21 protein-coding genes are annotated in these 17,706 nt (G+C 49.5%); 7 read left to right on the top strand and 14 right to left on the bottom strand.

The genetic code is table 11. The features are described 5' to 3' along the window. Positions 1-123 precede the first annotated feature (123 nt). Positions 124-264 carry a hypothetical protein gene (locus P4D80_RS20865; RefSeq protein WP_421655944.1) on the bottom strand — a complete coding sequence of 47 codons (141 nt, stop codon included), beginning with the start codon at positions 262-264 and terminating at the stop codon, positions 124-126. A gap of 99 nt (positions 265-363) precedes the next feature. Between P4D80_RS20865 and P4D80_RS20870 the strand changes: the two genes are divergently transcribed. Then, a complete protein-coding gene (locus P4D80_RS20870) occupies positions 364-1,356 on the top strand; it encodes an ABC transporter ATP-binding protein (RefSeq protein WP_421655945.1) in 993 nt (330 codons plus the stop codon). A 168-nt stretch (positions 1,357-1,524) separates the two neighbouring features. Here P4D80_RS20870 and P4D80_RS20875 read toward each other — a convergent pair whose 3' ends face one another. From P4D80_RS20875 to P4D80_RS20885, 3 genes are all read right to left on the bottom strand, one after another. Next, entirely contained in the window at positions 1,525-2,592 is a 1,068-nt protein-coding gene (locus P4D80_RS20875; RefSeq protein ID WP_421655946.1) for an alpha-amylase family glycosyl hydrolase, read from the bottom strand. Further along, a complete protein-coding gene (locus P4D80_RS20880; RefSeq protein ID WP_421655947.1) occupies positions 2,534-2,869 on the bottom strand; it encodes an alpha-amylase family glycosyl hydrolase in 336 nt (111 codons plus the stop codon). The genes P4D80_RS20875 and P4D80_RS20880 overlap by 59 nt, the downstream gene beginning before the upstream one ends. Before the next feature lie 186 nt (positions 2,870-3,055). Next, positions 3,056-3,238, bottom strand: coding sequence for a hypothetical protein (locus tag P4D80_RS20885; RefSeq protein WP_421655948.1), 183 nt, complete (start codon positions 3,236-3,238; stop codon positions 3,056-3,058). 330 nt (positions 3,239-3,568) lie between these two features. On the opposite strand from P4D80_RS20885, the gene P4D80_RS20890 reads away from it, so the two are divergent. The 3 genes from P4D80_RS20890 (at position 3,569) to P4D80_RS20900 (ending at position 6,027) form a co-directional block, all read left to right on the top strand. Next, a complete protein-coding gene (locus P4D80_RS20890; protein ID WP_421655949.1) occupies positions 3,569-4,606 on the top strand; it encodes an XdhC family protein in 1,038 nt (345 codons plus the stop codon). Then, positions 4,596-5,207 carry a nucleotidyltransferase family protein gene (locus P4D80_RS20895; protein ID WP_421655950.1) on the top strand — a complete coding sequence of 204 codons (612 nt, stop codon included), beginning with the start codon at positions 4,596-4,598 and terminating at the stop codon, positions 5,205-5,207. Before P4D80_RS20890 ends, P4D80_RS20895 begins: the two co-directional genes overlap by 11 nt. 82 nt (positions 5,208-5,289) lie before the next feature. Then, the gene (locus P4D80_RS20900) at positions 5,290-6,027 is read left to right on the top strand and encodes a hypothetical protein (protein WP_421655951.1); all 738 of its coding nucleotides are present in this window, start codon (positions 5,290-5,292) and stop codon (positions 6,025-6,027) included. Positions 6,028-6,382: 355 nt separating this feature from the next. Here the strand turns inward: P4D80_RS20900 and P4D80_RS20905 are convergent, their stop codons facing one another. The 3 genes from P4D80_RS20905 to P4D80_RS20915 form a co-directional block, all read right to left on the bottom strand. Next, complete coding sequence (locus P4D80_RS20905) at positions 6,383-7,087, bottom strand: ROK family protein (RefSeq protein ID WP_421655952.1); 705 nt, start codon at positions 7,085-7,087, stop codon at positions 6,383-6,385. Between the two features lie 27 nt (positions 7,088-7,114). Further along, a complete protein-coding gene (locus P4D80_RS20910) occupies positions 7,115-7,723 on the bottom strand; it encodes a hypothetical protein (protein ID WP_421655953.1) in 609 nt (202 codons plus the stop codon). Positions 7,724-7,788: 65 nt separating this feature from the next. Further along, a complete protein-coding gene (locus P4D80_RS20915) occupies positions 7,789-8,436 on the bottom strand; it encodes an AAA family ATPase (RefSeq protein WP_421655954.1) in 648 nt (215 codons plus the stop codon). Between the two features lie 748 nt (positions 8,437-9,184). On the opposite strand from P4D80_RS20915, the gene P4D80_RS20920 reads away from it, so the two are divergent. Continuing rightward, a complete protein-coding gene (locus P4D80_RS20920) occupies positions 9,185-9,580 on the top strand; it encodes a hypothetical protein (protein WP_421655955.1) in 396 nt (131 codons plus the stop codon). Between the two features lie 193 nt (positions 9,581-9,773). Next, positions 9,774-10,367, top strand: coding sequence for a retropepsin-like aspartic protease family protein (locus tag P4D80_RS20925; RefSeq protein WP_421655956.1), 594 nt, complete (start codon positions 9,774-9,776; stop codon positions 10,365-10,367). Positions 10,368-10,631: 264 nt separating this feature from the next. On the opposite strand, the gene lexA is transcribed toward P4D80_RS20925, so the two are convergent. From lexA to P4D80_RS20945, 4 genes are all read right to left on the bottom strand, one after another. Continuing rightward, positions 10,632-11,246 (bottom strand): transcriptional repressor LexA, encoded by a 615-nt coding sequence (gene lexA, locus P4D80_RS20930; protein WP_421655957.1) that lies wholly within the window; start codon positions 11,244-11,246, stop codon positions 10,632-10,634. Positions 11,247-11,473: 227 nt separating this feature from the next. Beyond that, complete coding sequence (locus P4D80_RS20935) at positions 11,474-12,943, bottom strand: TIGR04283 family arsenosugar biosynthesis glycosyltransferase (RefSeq protein WP_421655958.1); 1,470 nt, start codon at positions 12,941-12,943, stop codon at positions 11,474-11,476. A gap of 94 nt (positions 12,944-13,037) precedes the next feature. Beyond that, entirely contained in the window at positions 13,038-14,255 is a 1,218-nt protein-coding gene (locus P4D80_RS20940; RefSeq protein WP_421655959.1) for a methyltransferase domain-containing protein, read from the bottom strand. A gap of 306 nt (positions 14,256-14,561) precedes the next feature. Continuing rightward, the gene (locus P4D80_RS20945) at positions 14,562-14,960 is read right to left on the bottom strand and encodes a hypothetical protein (protein ID WP_421655960.1); all 399 of its coding nucleotides are present in this window, start codon (positions 14,958-14,960) and stop codon (positions 14,562-14,564) included. On the opposite strand from P4D80_RS20945, the gene P4D80_RS20950 reads away from it, so the two are divergent. After that, complete coding sequence (locus P4D80_RS20950; RefSeq protein ID WP_421655961.1) at positions 14,951-15,220, top strand: hypothetical protein; 270 nt, start codon at positions 14,951-14,953, stop codon at positions 15,218-15,220. The two genes, P4D80_RS20945 and P4D80_RS20950, sit on opposite strands and share 10 nt — an antisense overlap. A 192-nt stretch (positions 15,221-15,412) precedes the next feature. On the opposite strand, the gene P4D80_RS20955 is transcribed toward P4D80_RS20950, so the two are convergent. From P4D80_RS20955 to mreC, 3 genes are all read right to left on the bottom strand, one after another. Continuing rightward, positions 15,413-16,204 (bottom strand): hypothetical protein, encoded by a 792-nt coding sequence (locus P4D80_RS20955; RefSeq protein ID WP_421655962.1) that lies wholly within the window; start codon positions 16,202-16,204, stop codon positions 15,413-15,415. Between the two features lie 134 nt (positions 16,205-16,338). Beyond that, on the bottom strand, positions 16,339-16,899 hold the full coding sequence (mreD, locus tag P4D80_RS20960) for a rod shape-determining protein MreD (RefSeq protein ID WP_421655964.1): 561 nt from the start codon (positions 16,897-16,899) through the stop codon (positions 16,339-16,341). Further along, on the bottom strand, positions 16,896-17,684 hold the full coding sequence (gene mreC, locus P4D80_RS20965; protein WP_421655965.1) for a rod shape-determining protein MreC: 789 nt from the start codon (positions 17,682-17,684) through the stop codon (positions 16,896-16,898). Before mreC ends, mreD begins: the two co-directional genes overlap by 4 nt. Positions 17,685-17,706 lie beyond the last annotated feature (22 nt).

The raw sequence follows: 17,706 nt of genomic DNA on the forward strand, positions 1-17,706 counted from the left end.
TTTTGATAGTATGCTGCGCAATTGCCTGCTCCATCTCTTCCTGGGGCATTTTCTCTCAACGTCTTTCCTCAACTTGAAATAGTTTACTGCATTCCCCCCATCCTGCTGCCAGGAGCGTAAACCTCAATGGGGGTAACCATTCCCAGGGGGGGCAGGCACCATCTCGCTGCGAAAATCAAGAATTTGCACGATCAGCAGGTAGGCAATGCTGATGGCAATGGCGATCGCGCCTGTAATCACAGCAATAACCTTAGACCGATCCATAACCGCTCCGAACGTCTCCATCCACAGTGTATAGCAGGGTACTATGGGGTAGGCCAACCGATGGAAACTTTTAGGCGACCGGATATATCTAAAAGATCTATGGAATCTGTTAATCAGGAAGCAACCGAACCAACCGTTGAACCAACTGTTGCCAAACGTCCAGCGGTTGTGGAAACCTATGAGCTGCGAAAGACCTACCGAACTGGATTCTGGCTCACTCAGAAAATTGTTTCCCTGAAAAGCTGCACTTTACAGGTGTTCGAGGGAGAAACCTTTGGCTTACTGGGTCCAAACGGTGCAGGTAAAACAACATTGTTGAAAACGTTGCTGGGTATTACTCGCCCATCGGGAGGTAAGGCCAAACTGCTGGGGGAACCCGTGGGCGATCGCGCCATCAAACAACGGGTGGGTTACTTGCCTGAAAATCCCTATTTCTATGACTACCTCACGGGATGGGAAATTTTGCAGTTCACAGCTGGATTGTTTCGCATTCCCCGTTCTGTGCAGAAGCAGCGAATTCCCGAATTGCTTGACCTGGTGGGACTGGCCCATTCCGCCGCCAAGAAAAAGCAACTGCGGCAATATTCCAAAGGGATGCTGCAACGAATTGGCATGGCACAGGCACTCATTAACGATCCAGAGGTGGTGTTTCTGGATGAACCCATGTCTGGGTTAGATCCCATGGGCCGTTATCAAATTCGGGAAATTATCCTGTCACTAAAATCCCAGGGACGGACAATTTTCTTCAATAGCCATGTACTGTCAGATGTGGAAATGATTTGCGATCGCGTCGGCATTCTGGCTCAAGGCGAACTCATTTGCATGGGCTCGTTGCAAGAACTATTGGGTACAGCCGATACCTACTTCGTTAAAGGCAAGGGTGGCAGTCTGGATGTTCTCAAAAAACGGATGACCAATTTGGGATTTCAGGATGGCTGCTGGTATGGGCATTTGCAAGGCGACCCCTACGATTTTCTGGCAACACTTAACCTGATGGGTGCCCAGATTTTAACGGTAAACCTGTCACGCCCCACTTTGGAAGAGTTTTTTGTTCAGCAACTGCGCGATCTCGGCATCTATACCAGCAGCTAAAACTCGAAACTCATCTACCCATCCACCCATCTATAGCTGTCTATAGCTAGATTAACCAGGCTTAGGACGGAGTGTAGGTTCCGCCCCTGGTAGGGGGCGAAGCCCCCACTCCCTCTCTAATTCCAATGTCCTAACGCACTTGCGTAGAGCTATAATACAACAGTTTAGCTAAGAAAAATGTTGCAAAATGCAGCCACTTCGGGGTGGCAAAGCGATTTGTAAAATGGCACCCTCCGCATCCTGGCTCCATTCAAATTCAGCCGGGCCAAATAACTGCTGGTTAAATCGAGACTTCAGCCCCACCGCTGCTGGAATCACACTTGCTTTGGCCGGAGCAGTGCCAATATTTACAGCAACCAGCAATTCCTTATCGCCTAAAACACGGGCAAACACATACATTGTGACTTCAGCAAAGAGAACTCGATAATCCCCTGTTCGTAAAGCAGGATAAGCATGACGCAGGGAAATGAGTTTGCGGTGATAGTCAAGAATTTCTCGATCCCAATCCGATTCCAGGGGAAAGCCCCGGCGAGAATCGGGATCCAAAGCTCCCGGTAAGCCGACTTCATCGCCGTAATAAATACTGGGAGCACCGGGAAATGTGAGTAGCAGCAGCGTTGCGAGTTCTACGCTGGCTCTGTCACCCCCTGCAATCGTAATCAGCCGTGCGGTGTCATGGCTTGCCAGTAAATTCAACTGGGTTAGCTGAATCTCCCACGGATACAGGTTCAAAAGCTCCTGAATTTTTTCAGCATACTCTTTTGCAAACAATGGGGGGTAGGGTTGGTAGGAGCGATCCTGAACTTGTTCCATGACAACGCGATCGCCTGCCGTAAATGCGATCGTCGGTGCTGCAAACAAATAATTCATCACCCCATCAAACTGGGTACCATCCAGCCATTCCCGCGAGTCGCCCCACACTTCGCCCACAATGTAGGCTTCCGGGTTGATGGCTTTGACGCGATCGCGAAACTCCTGCCAGAAACCGGGAGCTTTCACCTCAAATGGCACATCCAGTCGCCAACCATCGATACCAAACTTAATCCAGTGTTCGGCAATTTCCATAATGTATTCCCGCACCTCTGGATTGTCGTGGTTGAACACCGGTAGTGCCCGGTTTCCAGCCCAACCCTCATAATTGGCCGGGAACTCTCCGTTGTACGGCGACAAGGGCCAGTCATGAATTTTGAACCAGTCCACCCAGGGAGAGTGGGGGGCCATTTTCCAGCACATCATGGAAAAAGAAAAAGCCCCGACTGGAATGGTTAAACACTCCATCGAGAACCACTTTAATATTGCGCCGATGGGCTTCATCCAGCAGATCTTTGAAGGCAGAATTACCGCCCAGCATCGGATCAACCTGGTAGTAATCGTGGGTGTGGTAGCGGTGGTTGCTGGCGGATTGAAAGATGGGAGTGAAGTAAATGGCATTGATCCCTAAATCCTGCAAGTAATCCAGCCTATCGATGACGCCCCACAGATCGCCACCCTTGTAGCCCTGAAGCGTGGGCATCGCATTCCACTCTTCCCACGTTGCATTTTTTCAACAGCTTCTTATGGGGATGCTGACTGCGGGCAAAGCGATCGGGAAAGATTTGATAGAAAACCGCGTGTTTAACCCAATCAGGTGTTTGAATTTGCATGAGTTGGTTTGAGCGCTTCAGTTGCCCAGGGTACAGGCAATGTTGCGAGATGTAACCTAACCTGTGGGAGAGTTGTTGCTCTGAATAGCCGTGAATACGATAGCCCCCATCTCGTCCAGTTTCCCACTACTAACTCTAGCAGCAGGGCAAAGTCTGGTTGATTGCAGGTGACAAGAACCAGATGGGCGATCGCGGGTTTTGCTGAAAAGCAGCATGAATCGAAACGAAGTTTCAATCATACAGCATCCATTTCATACCCAGATTCAGTAATGCTCAAATTTCTGATGAAGAGTGGGCGAAGCAGTAGAACAGGCTCAACGACAGGCAGAAGATGAGCGACAAGGAATTCTTACTGATGAAATTGCGAGAGTTTGGAGTTGACCCAGAGACTTTACTGTAGCGAAACTGTAGCGAAAGCTACGAGTTATAAACAGGAATAAGTAGGTAGTCATGATTAATTGTCAAGGGAGTAGAGGGGGTGAAACCCCCTCTACTCCCGAAATTATCCTTAATTTAATTGTGCCTAGCTACTTAGTTGGGCGAGGTAGCAATACCTTTGGAGTAACAATATGCTTGAGTTTTATCAACAAATGGTTTGTGCCCTGCGACAAGGGCCGATTGTTCTGGCGACAGTCATTCATGCTAAAGGATCGGTCCCCAGGGAAGTGGGTGCGAAAATGGTAGTGTGTTCGGATGGGACAATCATTGGCACGATTGGTGGCGGTGCAGGAGAAGCCAAGGTGATTGACCAGGCTCATCAGGTGCTGGTAACTGGAAAGAAACATTTAACGGAAATTGATCTCTCTGGAGCCCCCCAACGGGAAACCCAAGGAATCTGTGGCGGAGTAATGCAGGTTTGGTTAGAGCGCTGGCAGGGGGAACCAGCCCTTGCACTTGTCAGCCAGATTGTTGAATGTTTAGAGTTAGGACAAACGGCAGTGCTGGTAATGCCATTTGAGGATTCGCGATCGCCTTATTTAGAACTCTCCCCCCCTCCCACTCCCTATTTCCCACTCCCCCCTTCCTACACTGAACCCCTCATTCCTCCTCCAACTCTACTCATTGTTGGAGCCGGTCACTGTGCAGTTTCTCTGGCGCAGATAGCTCATATCGCTGGCTTTCGTGTTATCGTGCAAGACGATCGCCCTCAGTTTGCCAATCGCCAACGTTTTCCTGACGCTAGTTGCATTCTGGCAAAGCCGATTGCCGAAGCGCTCCAATCCCTGCCAGAAATTGCCCAACTTTATGTGGCACTGGTCACACGCGGCCTTACCTATGATCTGGAAGCTTTGCAAATTCTGATGGGACGTTCCACTCAATATATTGGCATGATCGGTAGTGAAAAACGAGTTAGAACCGTTTTTCACACCTTACAACAGTCCATAGGGGCATTACAGGCAACAAATCTTCTTCAGCAGATCCATGCACCAATTGGTCTGGATATTGGTGCCTTAACTCCCGCAGAGATTGCCATCAGCATCTGCGCCGAATTGATCAAAGTGCGGCGGGGAGGAACGGGGCGATCGCTTTCCGAGCGAATCCATCTGCCCAAACAATCCGCCAACGGCTCATCCACTCCTTCAATTCCATCAGAATATGCCCAATAGTCCGCACAGCAGTAGTAAACCCTGGGCGATCGTCCTTGCGGCTGGAGCTTCAACCCGCATGGGAAGATGCAAAGCGGAATTACCCTGGTTGAACGGTACCACTTTGCTTTCTTACCAGGTTGAGCAATTGCTAATGGCAGGTATTACACCAGTAGTTGTTTTTGGACCACACAATGCCCGACAGCAAACCGGGTTGATAAAGTGTCAGGTTGTCATTAACCCCCACCCGGAGACTGGAAAAGTCAGTTCGATTTTGGCCGGGCTAAAGCACATTCCCAGAGATTTTCAAGCGTTGATGATTGTTGCAGTGGATCAACCCCGTTCCCAATGGATTTATCAAACATTGTTGCAGGCACACCTGTCAACGAATGCGCCTGTTACAGCACCCACTTATCAAGGACGCATCGGGCATCCCCTGGTCTTTTCAACGGCGGTTTGGATATCTTTGGACTGTTTGAGCGAAGAGACCCTAGGATTGCGTCAGGTTATGCAAATGTTTAGCGAACACATTCAGTATGTCGAATTCAAGACGGCTGACGTTCTGATGGATTTGAATACTCCTGAATGCTATGAAGAAGCTCTTCTACGTTATTTCTCCTAAACGTTAAATTTCTATTTGGAGGACTGTTTGTTTAGTTGATTGGCGATATGTTTTTGTTAAGGTCGTCACTCGAATCAAAACGATGTCTACTGCCACGATTGAAAACATTGATGCCAGCACCCTATCGACCGAAGAGAAATATGCCTTTGCAATTCTATCGAATCTGCCGGTTGAGGAAGTCAACCAGTTAAAGCAGCGGCTGAATCTGGGGAATCCGGGGGTGATCGGTCCGGGAACGCTGAGTGCATTTCTCCAACTTTGCAAAGAGCGAGGATTGGATCTCTCAGAGGCTGGAGTCAATGCATTCAAGGAAAAACACCACCTGAACAATAGTGGCCTCTATCAGGGGATGATTGGACCACAAACGGCGGGAGTTTACTTTGATGAAATTTGGGGCAGTCGTGGGGATGTTGTAGAAGCAGAGGGTGATTTTAACCGGGCGATCGCAACAGCAGCTGAAAAGCTACTGGGCATGTGTACGATGGATGGACCCGATGGAGGCAACAACGCCTGTGCCTGGTCGCTCAATCGAGTACTGGCAAAAGCAGGTATCCCCGCCCTCGGCGAAAATCCCAATTACGTCCCTTCGCTGGTAGAAGCTCTGCGTAATGGGCGAGGGATAGAAGTTTCCAGAGAAGAGGCAAGAGCAGGCGATCTGGTGGTCGCTTACGGCGAGGCTCACATTGGAGTGGGGCTGGATGATGGTTGCAAGACGGTACTGTCAAATTCTTCTTCTAGAGCCAGTTTCCGCTGGGAGTCTGATACCGACTTCAATGGTTCTTACGGAGGACCCAGCACCATCTACCGATTGTTGAAGTAGAGTAGCAAGAATTCTTCTAGTAAACCATGGTCAATGACGACTTCATTTAAATCAGGTTAAAGCCTGAACTACAAACATTGTGAAATTTTTAAGCTGGTCTACCAAGTTGGGGAGTAGGGACGTAGCCCCTACTCCCTCTCTAATTCCAATGTCCTAAAGCACCCGCGTAGAGCTACAGAACAATCAATCTGCTCTAAGACAGAAGTTAAGCTGTGGATTCGTGATTAAGGTGATCGAAGAATCCTGGCTAATGTATTAATGCTTGGTGCTCTGAAGCCTCTTTGTCGGTATGTTGCCATCTGAGCTAGAAGAACTGTGGCCTGAGTCAGTACGGGCATAGTTACGAAATGGTCCTTTACTCACGCCACAGAGCAATTCCGCCCAGTAAACCGGAAATATTGGGTACAACTTTGACTTTAGACGGCAACTCCACCGTAATAAATTTCGTGTTGCCGCCACCGATGTAGAGGGTGTCGTAATTGAACAGCCGTTCCAAAGCCGCGATCGCCCTCAGTAGCCGTTCATTCCATTTCTTTTTGCCAGTCGTATCCAGGGCTTCCCGCCCCAACTGCTGTTCGTAGGTTTCACCTTTACGAAATTCGTGATGCCCCATTTCCAGATTGGGTACCAATCGGCCATTCACAAAAAGGGCTGAGCCAAGTCCGGTTCCCAGAGTAATCATCAATTCAACCCCTTGACCCGCGATGGATCCCAGTCCTTGCATATCTGCATCGTTAATCACCCGCACTGGTTTTTCCAGACGGGAGGAGAGCGTACCTGCCAGGTCAAATCGGAGCCAGTCTGGATCAAGGTTGGCTGCCGTGTAGATGACTCCTTCTTTGACAACCCCCGGAAAACCAACAGAGATCCGGTCAAACTCCTTGCCTGCGGCCAGTTGACGAATGATATCGATAATTGGCTCAGGTTTAGCAGGATTAGGCGTATTGAGGCGATCTCGCTCCGTCAGTGGGTTGCCGTCTTCGTCCAACACCATCACCTTGATGCCGCTGCCACCAATATCCACCGCGAGTGTTTGGGTGTGCTTACTCTTTGCAGCCATAGATTCTGATCTTTCAAGATTGCCTGTTTAATCAACCCATCCCAAATCCTGGTCTGATAGCCGCCCCGGTGAATCCCCAGATGGAAAAATGGGATGATTCAGCGATTCAGCCTGACGCTGGACAAGTATTTCACGTTGCACCAGAGCCGTGCTGGGTTCTACAGTGGGGGTAGAAATGTCAGCCCGCGGTTGAGGTGTCTGGACAGAGTGCAGTTCTTCTCGCAGCTTTGTGTTTTCTTCTGCCAACTGGAGGGCTGCCTTCTTCGCCTGTTCCAATTCGATTTTGAGCGAATCGACCTTTGCCAGATCAGACTTTAGCGTTTTCACTAATGCTTCCTGGGTATCCAGTGCTGATTGTAAGGTGGCAAGTTCCTGCTGGAGGGTGGTTTCTCGTGCTTGCGATCGCTCCAGGGCAGCTTTCAACTCATCAAGCTCTTCTTCCCTGCCAGATCTGTTTGCTTCAGCCGATTCTACAGGCTTAGATGGGGCGGGCGATTGCTCAGCAGGTTTGCGGGAGCGAGCAGCGGCTGTACTTCTCCGCTTTCCGTTACTGGTAACCGAAGCTCCCTCTGCTTCACCATCGGTAGACTTTTGTGCTTCCTCGCGCAGCAAGTCTGATAATCGTTTCCTCGCCATACCTGCCTCCACTTCCGTAAATCATTGGCCATTCACAACCCTCTTCCACTCTACTCCCTACTCCTTCACCTCTTCCAATCCCTCTGAATTTCCTCCACAACTCGCCGGTAGTCTGCCTCCGCTTCTCGCGAATTCTTGCCGCGCCACTGACTGATGGCAACCCCATCCAGTGCCGCTCTTTCATGGGCTTTGTAGGCTCGAATAAACGCATTACAGGCGGGGATGCCCAGTTCCAGAAGGGTATTCTGAGCTTCCAACGCTTCATTTAAACTGCGTGGATCAACCCGTGTCAGCAAAACTCGATGGGCAACCTGCTGAGGTATCACCGCTTCTCGCACAGTTTCAATCAGGGCGGCCAGATCCATAGGGGCGGGTGGTGTGGGCAAAACAACGTAATCGGCAGCGGGAACAACGGCGGCCAGGGCATCGGAGTCAAGGGCTGGGGGAGTGTCTACCACCACCACTTCGTAGTTATCCAAATCCCGTAGCTTCCTCAGGAGGGTGGGATCGGTTTCCTTGGCCAGATCAAATCCCATTGCTTTGTTCCCCCGTTCGACCCACCAGGTTGCAGAACCCTGGGGATCGGCATCGACCAGTAGGACGCGGTTATTTTCGGAGAGAGTGGCTGCCAGGTTGATGGCAGTCGTCGTTTTGCCCACCCCCCCTTTGCCGTTCAAGACGACCAGGATTTTGTTTGGATGGGACGACTTCATAGATGACTCCTCACAGTTCCACGGCTTGACTATACCGCGTTATTGAAAATTCGCCAGTAGAAGTCGAACGAATCTCAACAGAAGGTATAGCGGTAGTCATTATGGTTAGGACGGGGTGCAGGGGTGGAACCCCTGGCTGGGGCTCCCTCTCTAATTCCAATGTCCTAACGCTCCTGCGTAGAGCTATATTAATCGGGCGCGGTAATAGTGAAGTTCCCCCGGTTTGCCAGTGAAAGAGTGGCGTAAGCTATGCTTTCAGACCAAACAAAAAACCTGGAATATTGATTTTACCTGGGATAAATTGCACTTATAACCAAACCCTCAAGAGAGCCAATCAGTAGCCAGACGCAATTAAATTAAGAATGATTGGGGGTGGAGGGGGTCAAATCTTCTAGCCCCCACACCCCCTTAAACCCAATGTCCTAAGCAACCTGGCGACAGCCATATATCTATTTAGTGTTAGTGGGCATGGAGGGTGAAAAGGTGATGGCATGATGAGTGTGAATGTTTGAACAAACGGCTGGCTGGGTAAACTGAGATTGTAGGTTGAACGATGATGATTATTCTCCAAAAAGCTTCATGGTCTGATCTGTATAGGAGTGTGTCTCAGAAATGCTGCCCCGATCTTTAAACTTTTTCCTTCCCCAACTGGGTATGTCTTAAGAAACAGCACAGGTAGTTTGATGCTCCTCCCTGAATCGCTGCCGTCTGAAATGTTTCAAACCACCCTTAAATAGGTTGAAACGCCATGAATCAGTTACTCCTTGCCAGTCTCACCTTGACTGCTATCACACTTACATCTTTTTCTGCTTTTGCTCAGAGCAACAACCAAACCATTGAACGAAGAACTCAAACTACAACTGTTGTTTATCGCAACACCATCGTTAATCTGAATCGAGCCAAAAATTATGCCCGGCAAGCTGCGGAAGAAAGAAATGGTGGCCTCAGGTACTATCGAGCCGAAGCACTGATGCATGGTTCAGTTGAGAAAACCCGTTTTGTTGAAAATCCGGATGGAACTGTGACGTTCACATTCTATGGCGGCGTTCCGGGTGCGGCTCCCACAATCGAGAGCGTGGTCACAGTTGCCATCAATGGGTGGAAAACGGTTGTTAATTACAATGGTCCTGTTCGTCGGCGTTAAGGGCTTATCCAAAAATTAATATTGCGATCGCTTAAATTCAGGGAAGGTGGACATTGCTCACCTGCAATGTTGTGCCAGAAAGAGATTTAAAGAGATTGCCCCTGGAGTTCTGTTAAAAAGGGAAAGATTTCTGACAATGAAGGGTAAATTTTTTCTAACAATCGGGCAATTGCACAATCCAGGGAGAGTCAAGGTGAAACAAGGTTCTATTCGGCTGCTATCGTTGGCTAATCTGGCTTTGATGGTAATGGCATCAGGGGTTACGGTTCTGCTACCAGGTTCAGATGCAACCGCTCAAGATGACAATTGCTACATGGTTACGTCTTCTGGACGAGTAGTCAGCCTTGACAAGTTTTGTGGTGTTAGTAAACCCTCTACTCGGAGCAATCCAACCTCTTCAGGGACTCCTAATGTAGTTAGCAGCGTATTTCAGGCAAAGATTAAGTACCGCATGGGCAAAACTCCAGTAATTGATGTCACTTTCAACAATCAGCAGACGTTTGAAATGATTGTTGATACTGGAGCAGATGGCACTTTGATTACCCGCAATATGGCGCGAGCTTTGAAGTTGCCGGTTACCGGGTTAGGCGAGTTTGAGATGGCGGATGGTCGGGTGATTGCGCTACCGATGGCGCGGGTTCAGTCTATTTCAGTCAGTGGGGCTGAAGTACGGAACGTGGAAGTGGCGATCGCCGATAAGACTAATATTGGTCTCCTTGGACATGATTTCTTCGATCGCTACGACGTAAAAATTAAGCAGTATGTGGTGGAGTTCTATACCCGATGATCATAGTCGACCGGATAATCATAAGTTGAGGTCAAGTAGTAGGACAGTCTACCCGGTGAAGAGGTAATGACCCTACCCTTCCCTAACAACCAACACTCTTAGCCGCCAGCCCCTTATCCCTAACCCCTTCTGACTCCTGGCTCCTGGCTTCTTCCTCTCAGGGCTTACGCAAACCTCAGAGGTTTAAGTACCGATGTGGGTCATGAAGTGCAGTTTTAAGTTAAAACCTCCAAGGCTTTGGCAAAATGCGTAAATTTTGCCTCTCTAGTAATTCCTAAACACTCCAATCAGAACTCCCTGGATCTGAACTCGCGATGCATCTTCGATTTCAATTGGTCGGTAGTTTGGGTTTGCAGGCATCAGGCGGACGTGTTTGCCCTTCTGATAGAAATGCTTAAGGGTAACCCCTTCCCCTTCTACTCTAGCGGCTACGATGCTGCCTGGCTTCAAGTTCCGAGGATCGGTTTCAGGACGCAGGATGACAATATCATTCGGGCAGATGTGGGCGTCTATCATGCTGTCACCGATGACCCGGAGGGCGTAGTTTCCGGGCTTTCTCAACTTTGCGGGTACGTCTAGAAGCTCGGGCTCATGCTCTGTAAAGGATTCGACAACACCACCAGCGGAGATCGTACCAAGTACATAAATGCCTTCCCCCTGATCAAAGCTATGGAGGATTTGCACAGTCCTCATTCTGCCTTTTTCCCAGGCAATATAACCTTTTTCCTTCAGTCTTTGCAGGCGATTTTGAATTGGCGAATTGGACTTAAGACCCATTGCGTCAACCATCTGGCGGATGGTGGGTGAGTGTCCATGTTCTCGGTTATATTCAACAATCCAGTCAAACAATTCTTGCTCAAGCCGTTTAAGGGGAGCCATGCTTCCACCACCTCATAGTTTGTTCGTATTATAGTTCAATTGTATTGTCTGGATCTAATTTTTTAGGTTATAAGTAGCCATTATGAACGACGTACAGCGCCACCAATCAAAACAGGGAGTCAGATAGTAGTTGGAGGAATCGAGGGGTTTATTTTCCAGGTCAGCTACAGGGGGATGGTCAGCTAAAGGCAGCGATACCATCGTGCGATCGCCTGGGGAGAAATCCCTTAAAAATAGGCTAGGATTACCAGTTGATTGATGAGTGTTGTTTTACAGATACCTAATCTTTGCCAGCGACGACCGGAGGTGACAACAGGTGCAGGGGCGATCGCAATTTTGCCAAGCAGGTGCAGCTGTTGTACCAGAACAAAGTCTTCCATGATGGGAAGTTCTGGAAATCCGCCGATTTTTTGAAACACAGAGGTTTTAAGGAAGAGTGCCTGATCGCCGTAAGGTAGTTGCAGCAGCCGAGATCGCAAACTGACACCCCATTCAACCACCCTTAGTCCCCAACCTTTTCCGCCAATTTTCAGTTCAAATGCTCCTGCTACCACTCCAGGTTGGCTCAGGGTCTGGTAAATCATTTGATCAAAGTTAGCTGGCAACTGGGTATCTCCGTGCAAAAACAGCAAAATTTCTCCAGCAGCCATCTTTGCACCCTGGTTCATTTGATGGGCACGACCGGGCGAGGTATGAATCACTTTTGCTCCCAACGAAGTGGCAACTGCGGGGGTATCATCTTTGCTGCCTCCATCTACCACAATGATTTCAGTGTTGCTGGTGGTTCTGGCGGTATTCAGAATTTCTGGTAAATTCCTGGCTTCATTCAAGACTGGAATGATGATTGAGAGTGAGATTGTGGACTTATTTATCAATGAATGAAGTTCATGCTCGTTGAGTAGGGGGACTGGAGTGGGGCAAGGGAGGTGGGATTGAACCTTTTCCCAAATCGGCAAATCTTCTGGATAATCAACATCCGAAAGGGTGGGCAGGTAAGCGATCGCTAATCCTAGTCGTTCTGCGATTTCCACTGTTTGACGCAACACGGTTGCTGTACTCCAGGCAATTTGCTGAAACAGTTTAGGTACAGGAGAACGCAAACCAATGAGATAATACCCGCCATCCACAGCAGGACCCAGCACCAGATTATGATGCCGAAGGTGTTTGAATGCCTCTTGTAACAAGGGTGCATTTAACTCAGGACAATCGGTGCCAATGATGATAACCGAGGTGGCACCCTCATCAAATGCAGATTGGAAAGCTCGAATCAGGCGATCGCCCAGATCCCCTTCTCCCTGCAACTGATAGCGCAGCCCACTCCCCAACCACGCCTCCATCGCAATGGCACTTCCTCCATCAAAGCGGACTTCTAACGTGACGGAATCAGAAGATTGCAACACCCTCGACTGAGCCAGGGTATACTCCGCCATTGTTCGGTGTAGCTCAGCTGCCCCCTCCGCCCCCAGTGCCGGTATGAGACGGGTTTTTGCAGCACCCGGTACAGGATAACGAGTGAAAATAATCAGGCGATCGGAGGTAGTCATGTGGTAGAAAATTGATAGCAATAAGCGTTTGGATTGGGATGGGGTGCAGGAGGGAACCCCTGCTGTGGGGGCACCGCTTCCACACCTTCTGGTTCTAACCAGCATGCGTAAAGCTCGTAAAGCTATAGATGAATTGGCCCGTGCCCATTCCATCACCAGATCCTCTGGATGGGCACGGGGGTTTTACCAATCTTTCGGCTTCTAGCCTCAATGAGCAAGGGTTGCTTGCCCGTCCTGCAGCTAACGTTTAATAGCAACTACTGTTAGGACTGCAACAGGCACTGCTGGTATCTGTTTGCGTAACCTGGTACTCTACCCCTTTCGTTTCACGTGGGGAGCGAATTTGATCACGGGTGCAGTCAAACACAGTGGCTGACTCTGGTGCTATTTCCTCATGGGGATGAATAGGAATCATCTCTTGGTGATAGGGACCGTTTGGGTTGGTGTAGATTGTGAATGTTTTGTCGCAAACTGCCATTCGCTGTCCACGATACAGAGTGTGCCCATCATCATCCTGCACCGCTTTCCAGGGTCCTTTGTAAACCACGGCCTGATTTCGTTCCCAACAGGGCCCTTCCTTTCCCTTAAAGGCTCGCACAGTCATTGAGCGAAACTCAATGCCATCGATCACCTGCCACGGTTCTTCCTGTCGCGCCAAAACTTCGATCCCGTAGAAGCCTGCCTGTTCAAACATTTGCAGAAAGGCATCTTCCCGAAATGCTCCAGCGATGCAACCGCTCCACAATTCGGGGTCATTCAAAATCCTAAGGGTTGGGTCTTCATCGCACACGATATCGGAAATTACAGCTCGACCTCCCCGTTTTAACACGCGATAGATTTCTTGAAACAGTTGTTGTTTATCCTGAGGACGAACTAGATTCAGAACACAATTTGAAATCACAACATCAACGCTGTCGCTGGCAATGAGCGGCTGTGCTTGACGCAATCGCGTACATTCGGTTTCAAAGGCTGCGATCCGATCAACTGTTGTAATGGGATTTTGATTTAACCACGCTTGAGCTAAATCCAGGTTCAGGGCCAGGTCTTGAATCTTTCCCTTGACAAACTGCACATTTCGATAGCCCAATTTTTCTGCCATCTCATCTAAGTACTTGCGAGACAGCGTTAGCATTTCATCATTAAAATCAACACCAATTACACAGCCTGCTGCACCCACCTTCTGCGCCAGAATGTAGCAGTTTTTTCCCGCACCAGAGCCAAGGTCTACGACGGTTTCACCAATGGCCACATAGCGGGTTGGGTCGCCACAACCATAATCTTTTTCGATAATTTCTGATGGCAGATTTTCCAGATAGCGAGAATCGTAGCCATCGGTTGGGCAACAGAGTGCCGCCTCGGGCTGATGTGCTACCGCCTGATAACGTTGCAAAACAGCTTGCTCAATATCGTAGGTAACGGGTGTCTGGGGCAGGGGTTCCAGTTCATTGATTGAAATCTCGGCCATTCACTTTCCTCAAGTCAGAGCTATTGGAATATACGTGTATCCTGGAGATTTGGATTATAGCTATAGCCACCAGGCTTAGGACAGGGTGCAGGGGTGGAAAGCAAAACCCCCACCCCCCCTTTCTCTGAACCAACACGGGAAGCAGGAGCTTCTAATCGACATGGCTAGGCGGGAGCCGGGCAACGAGATAACGGCCAATGACACGGTAGCCGCGTTAGGGAGAGGTGGGGGAGAGTCGGAGTGGCTTCATGTAGAAGAAGAAAGAACTCATCCCCCCATCTCCCCATCTGCTCATCCCCCATCCACTCATCTCCCCTCACCTGTGATCAGATTGATTCGCCATAAGTCTTCCAACCGTCCTGCACTAAGGGTCAAACCACCCGTTAAGCCATTGTCAGAGCGGAGGCCAACCCCAAGAGAACGACCGAGGGGAATTTGCCCAATTCTGCCATAACCGAGAATGTTGCTGGGGTCAGTGATGGTGCGTTGATTGAGCCGGATGAGGAGTTGCCCACCATTGGCAAAGTAAATAGTGGCTAAGTCTCCCTTAAACTCGACCTGGGCATCATAAACACCTCCCGTGTTGTAGGAATACACTTTTGCGGTTAGCTTTCTGCCGTCAAGGGTTCTTCCCTGATAGTCAGCAGCAAGGGTAGGGGTTGCTAGCAGAAGTAGGGTAGAGAAAATGAATCCAATTGCTTTCATGGGTTAACCCAGGTTGGCTTCTAACGAGTGATATCTTTCAGGGTAAGACAGCTCTTAGAGTTTGGGTTGAGGCGATCGCACAGCTTATTGACTGGCAATGGCTTCCGCTGGAACTGTTGTCTATAGCACAAACTCTAAATAAGTTCGCTCCTGAGGTAGATTACCCCTTCAGTCCGGCGGTAGAAGATAGGAAAGCTGTTACCGTATGCACCTATCAAGGTCAGGAGTCAATATCTAGCGGAGCGGGAGTACAGCGGTAGTCATTATTATGTTTAGGACGGGATGCAGGGGTGGAATATGAACTCTCCAGCTGCTCTCTGAACAAACAATTCTATGGAGAAATCAACCCGTTTGCAGGGTGGGAGGAGGTTTTGAAAACTTCTCTCCGCACTGTAGAGGGATGGGGATGGCTTCAAGTACAAAATTGCTTAGAAGCGGGAAAATCAATTCCTTTAGCTATGAGCCATGCGAGTTGTTCTAAAGGTGACGTTGGAACCTTCCTGGGTTTGTTCCAGAACCAGCAGTGGTGTGGGTTTTGCCTTCTGGTCCCAGTGCATGTTGGCGATGCGTCCCTGAATGGTGGGTTGCCAGGTGTCATTTTCACCAGCTGGACTGAGGAAGGTTTCCATGCAGTCAATAATCTGGTTAATTGTCACAGAAGTGGGTTGAGTAGGTAGCTTGAAGATTTTGATTTGCACCCGGAACAGAACTCGCTTAGTTCCTTTTGGCATTTCTCCAGGCTCGTATTCCACATCAAAAATCTCATCAATCTGCCGTCCAGTGCTGGCAATCCCAATCTCACCCTGATGCCCCTGGTTGGGTCGCAGTGCGATAGCAATTTTATCTTTGACCTTAATCTTGATCTGGTTCAAGATAGCAAAGTGAAAGACTTCTTCTTCCATCCGCATCCGCAGGTAATCCAGGTTAAATTCACGGGAGTGGATCAGGTCAGGGTTGCGCTCCATTTTGCCGATAGTTTCAACGGCGTATTTCAGCTTTTTCTGAAGTTCCCGGTTCTTAAAGGTTTCAAATTTAAGCTGTTTCCTGACCTTATCCATGCTTAGCTTGGAGAGGATGCCCAGGGCAAGCAGCAGCACAGCCAGTCCGCCCGTAGAGTACATCCAGATTGGACTGGATTCGGAAGTGGCTGGCTTAGCAGGCTCCGTTGTCGTCGTTCTGGGTTTAGCGGGTTTACTAGAGGTTTGAGCCAACCAGGGATCTACTAAGAAGATGGGGGTTGACATAGAAGTGATTTTGATTGCCTAAAGTCTATCTATCTCTAGAATTCCCCTAATTCAGTATGGGACATCACTAAAATAGCTGAAATTGAAGGAAACCTGTTACGCTATGGCAAAAGTTCTAAAGCAGTTGCGGGAAGTTACAGCACCTTCAATTCGCTCATATATTCCCACCAGCGGTTAAGAGGAAAGTAGAGTACAGGTGCCCAGAGGCTACTGAGAATAGCTGAACTGAGAGCAATTAGTTGATGGTAGGTCCAGATCTCAACCAGGGAGCGATCGCCCTGGAAGCTATACTGAATCGCGGTCACTGTCTCTGCCAGCACCGCCATTCCAAAGGCAATCAGCGCGACCGAGATAAAGTCTTCCTGAAGATACCGTTCTTTGCGCAGGCGGGCGGTCAAAACACCGACTACTACCAGGCTAAACACATGGGTGGGCGAAGGCGCTGTCATTCCATCCTGAATCAACCCCAACACCAATCCCGCCAGAGCTCCCTGAAGCATGGTGCGCTTAACACTCCATGCCACTACCCAGATCAACAACCAGTTGGGTCCAATTCCCGCCAATTCCATCCCCGGCAGACGAGTGGGCAAAATCAACAGACAGAGTAACACTGACCCAACCGTCACTGCACAGTTAATCAACAGTCGGGAAAGGGGATGGTCCTGCCAGCTACGACTGAGGGGTTCGCTCTTCATAGCTCAGGGTTGGGCTCCTCGTTGCTGGGAATAGTGGAGTAAGGATGGGGTACATGGGGATGAATGACTGCCCACTCTAGAAAACTGACTGGAGCCGAAAACTCAATAATCGCTTCAGGTGCTGGGCTCTTATTCAGGTCTACGGACTCTACCCGTCCGATGGGCAAACCCGCCGGAAACAGTTGGCTGAAGGAAGAGGTGGTGACCACATCACCACGCCGCACATCGGGAACCCGGTCAAAAAAGACCATTACGGCACGGTTAGTGGATTGCCCTCGGACAAAACCCATAAAGCGGCTGCGGCTGATGGTTGCACCCACACGGCTAGAGGGATCGCTTAATAGTAAAACCCGGCTTGTGTGGGAGGTTACATTGGTCACGCGGCCTACTAATCCACCCGGAGCCATGACTACATCCCCAACCTTTACCCCATCTTTACGGCCACGCCCCAAGATCACCTGCTGCCACCAGTGATCAGCACTACGCCCGACAACGGGGGCAGGGATTCCCGGAGTGGCTTGCTGGGAAACGTAACCTAGTAGCTCCTTCAACCGCTGGTTCTGGCTTTCCAGGTCGGTCAGGCGCTGCTGCAGTTCCCGGAACTGGGCATTTTCTAACAGAGCCTTTTGAGTTGGAGCCTGTTGAAAGGGGCGGGTCAAAAACTGATACGTCTCAAACAGAAACCTGGCTTCCGTCTGGCGAATAAACATTGCGGAACCAATGGCAAGGCTTGCCAGAATAATCTGTAGTCGATGCCGTTCCCACCAGCGACGCAGGGTAAACATTTGAGGAATTTGCGAGGTTAGC

The sequence above is a fragment of the Leptothermofonsia sp. ETS-13 genome (assembly GCF_049200465.1).
Classification (GTDB): domain Bacteria; phylum Cyanobacteriota; class Cyanobacteriia; order Leptolyngbyales; family Leptolyngbyaceae; genus Leptothermofonsia.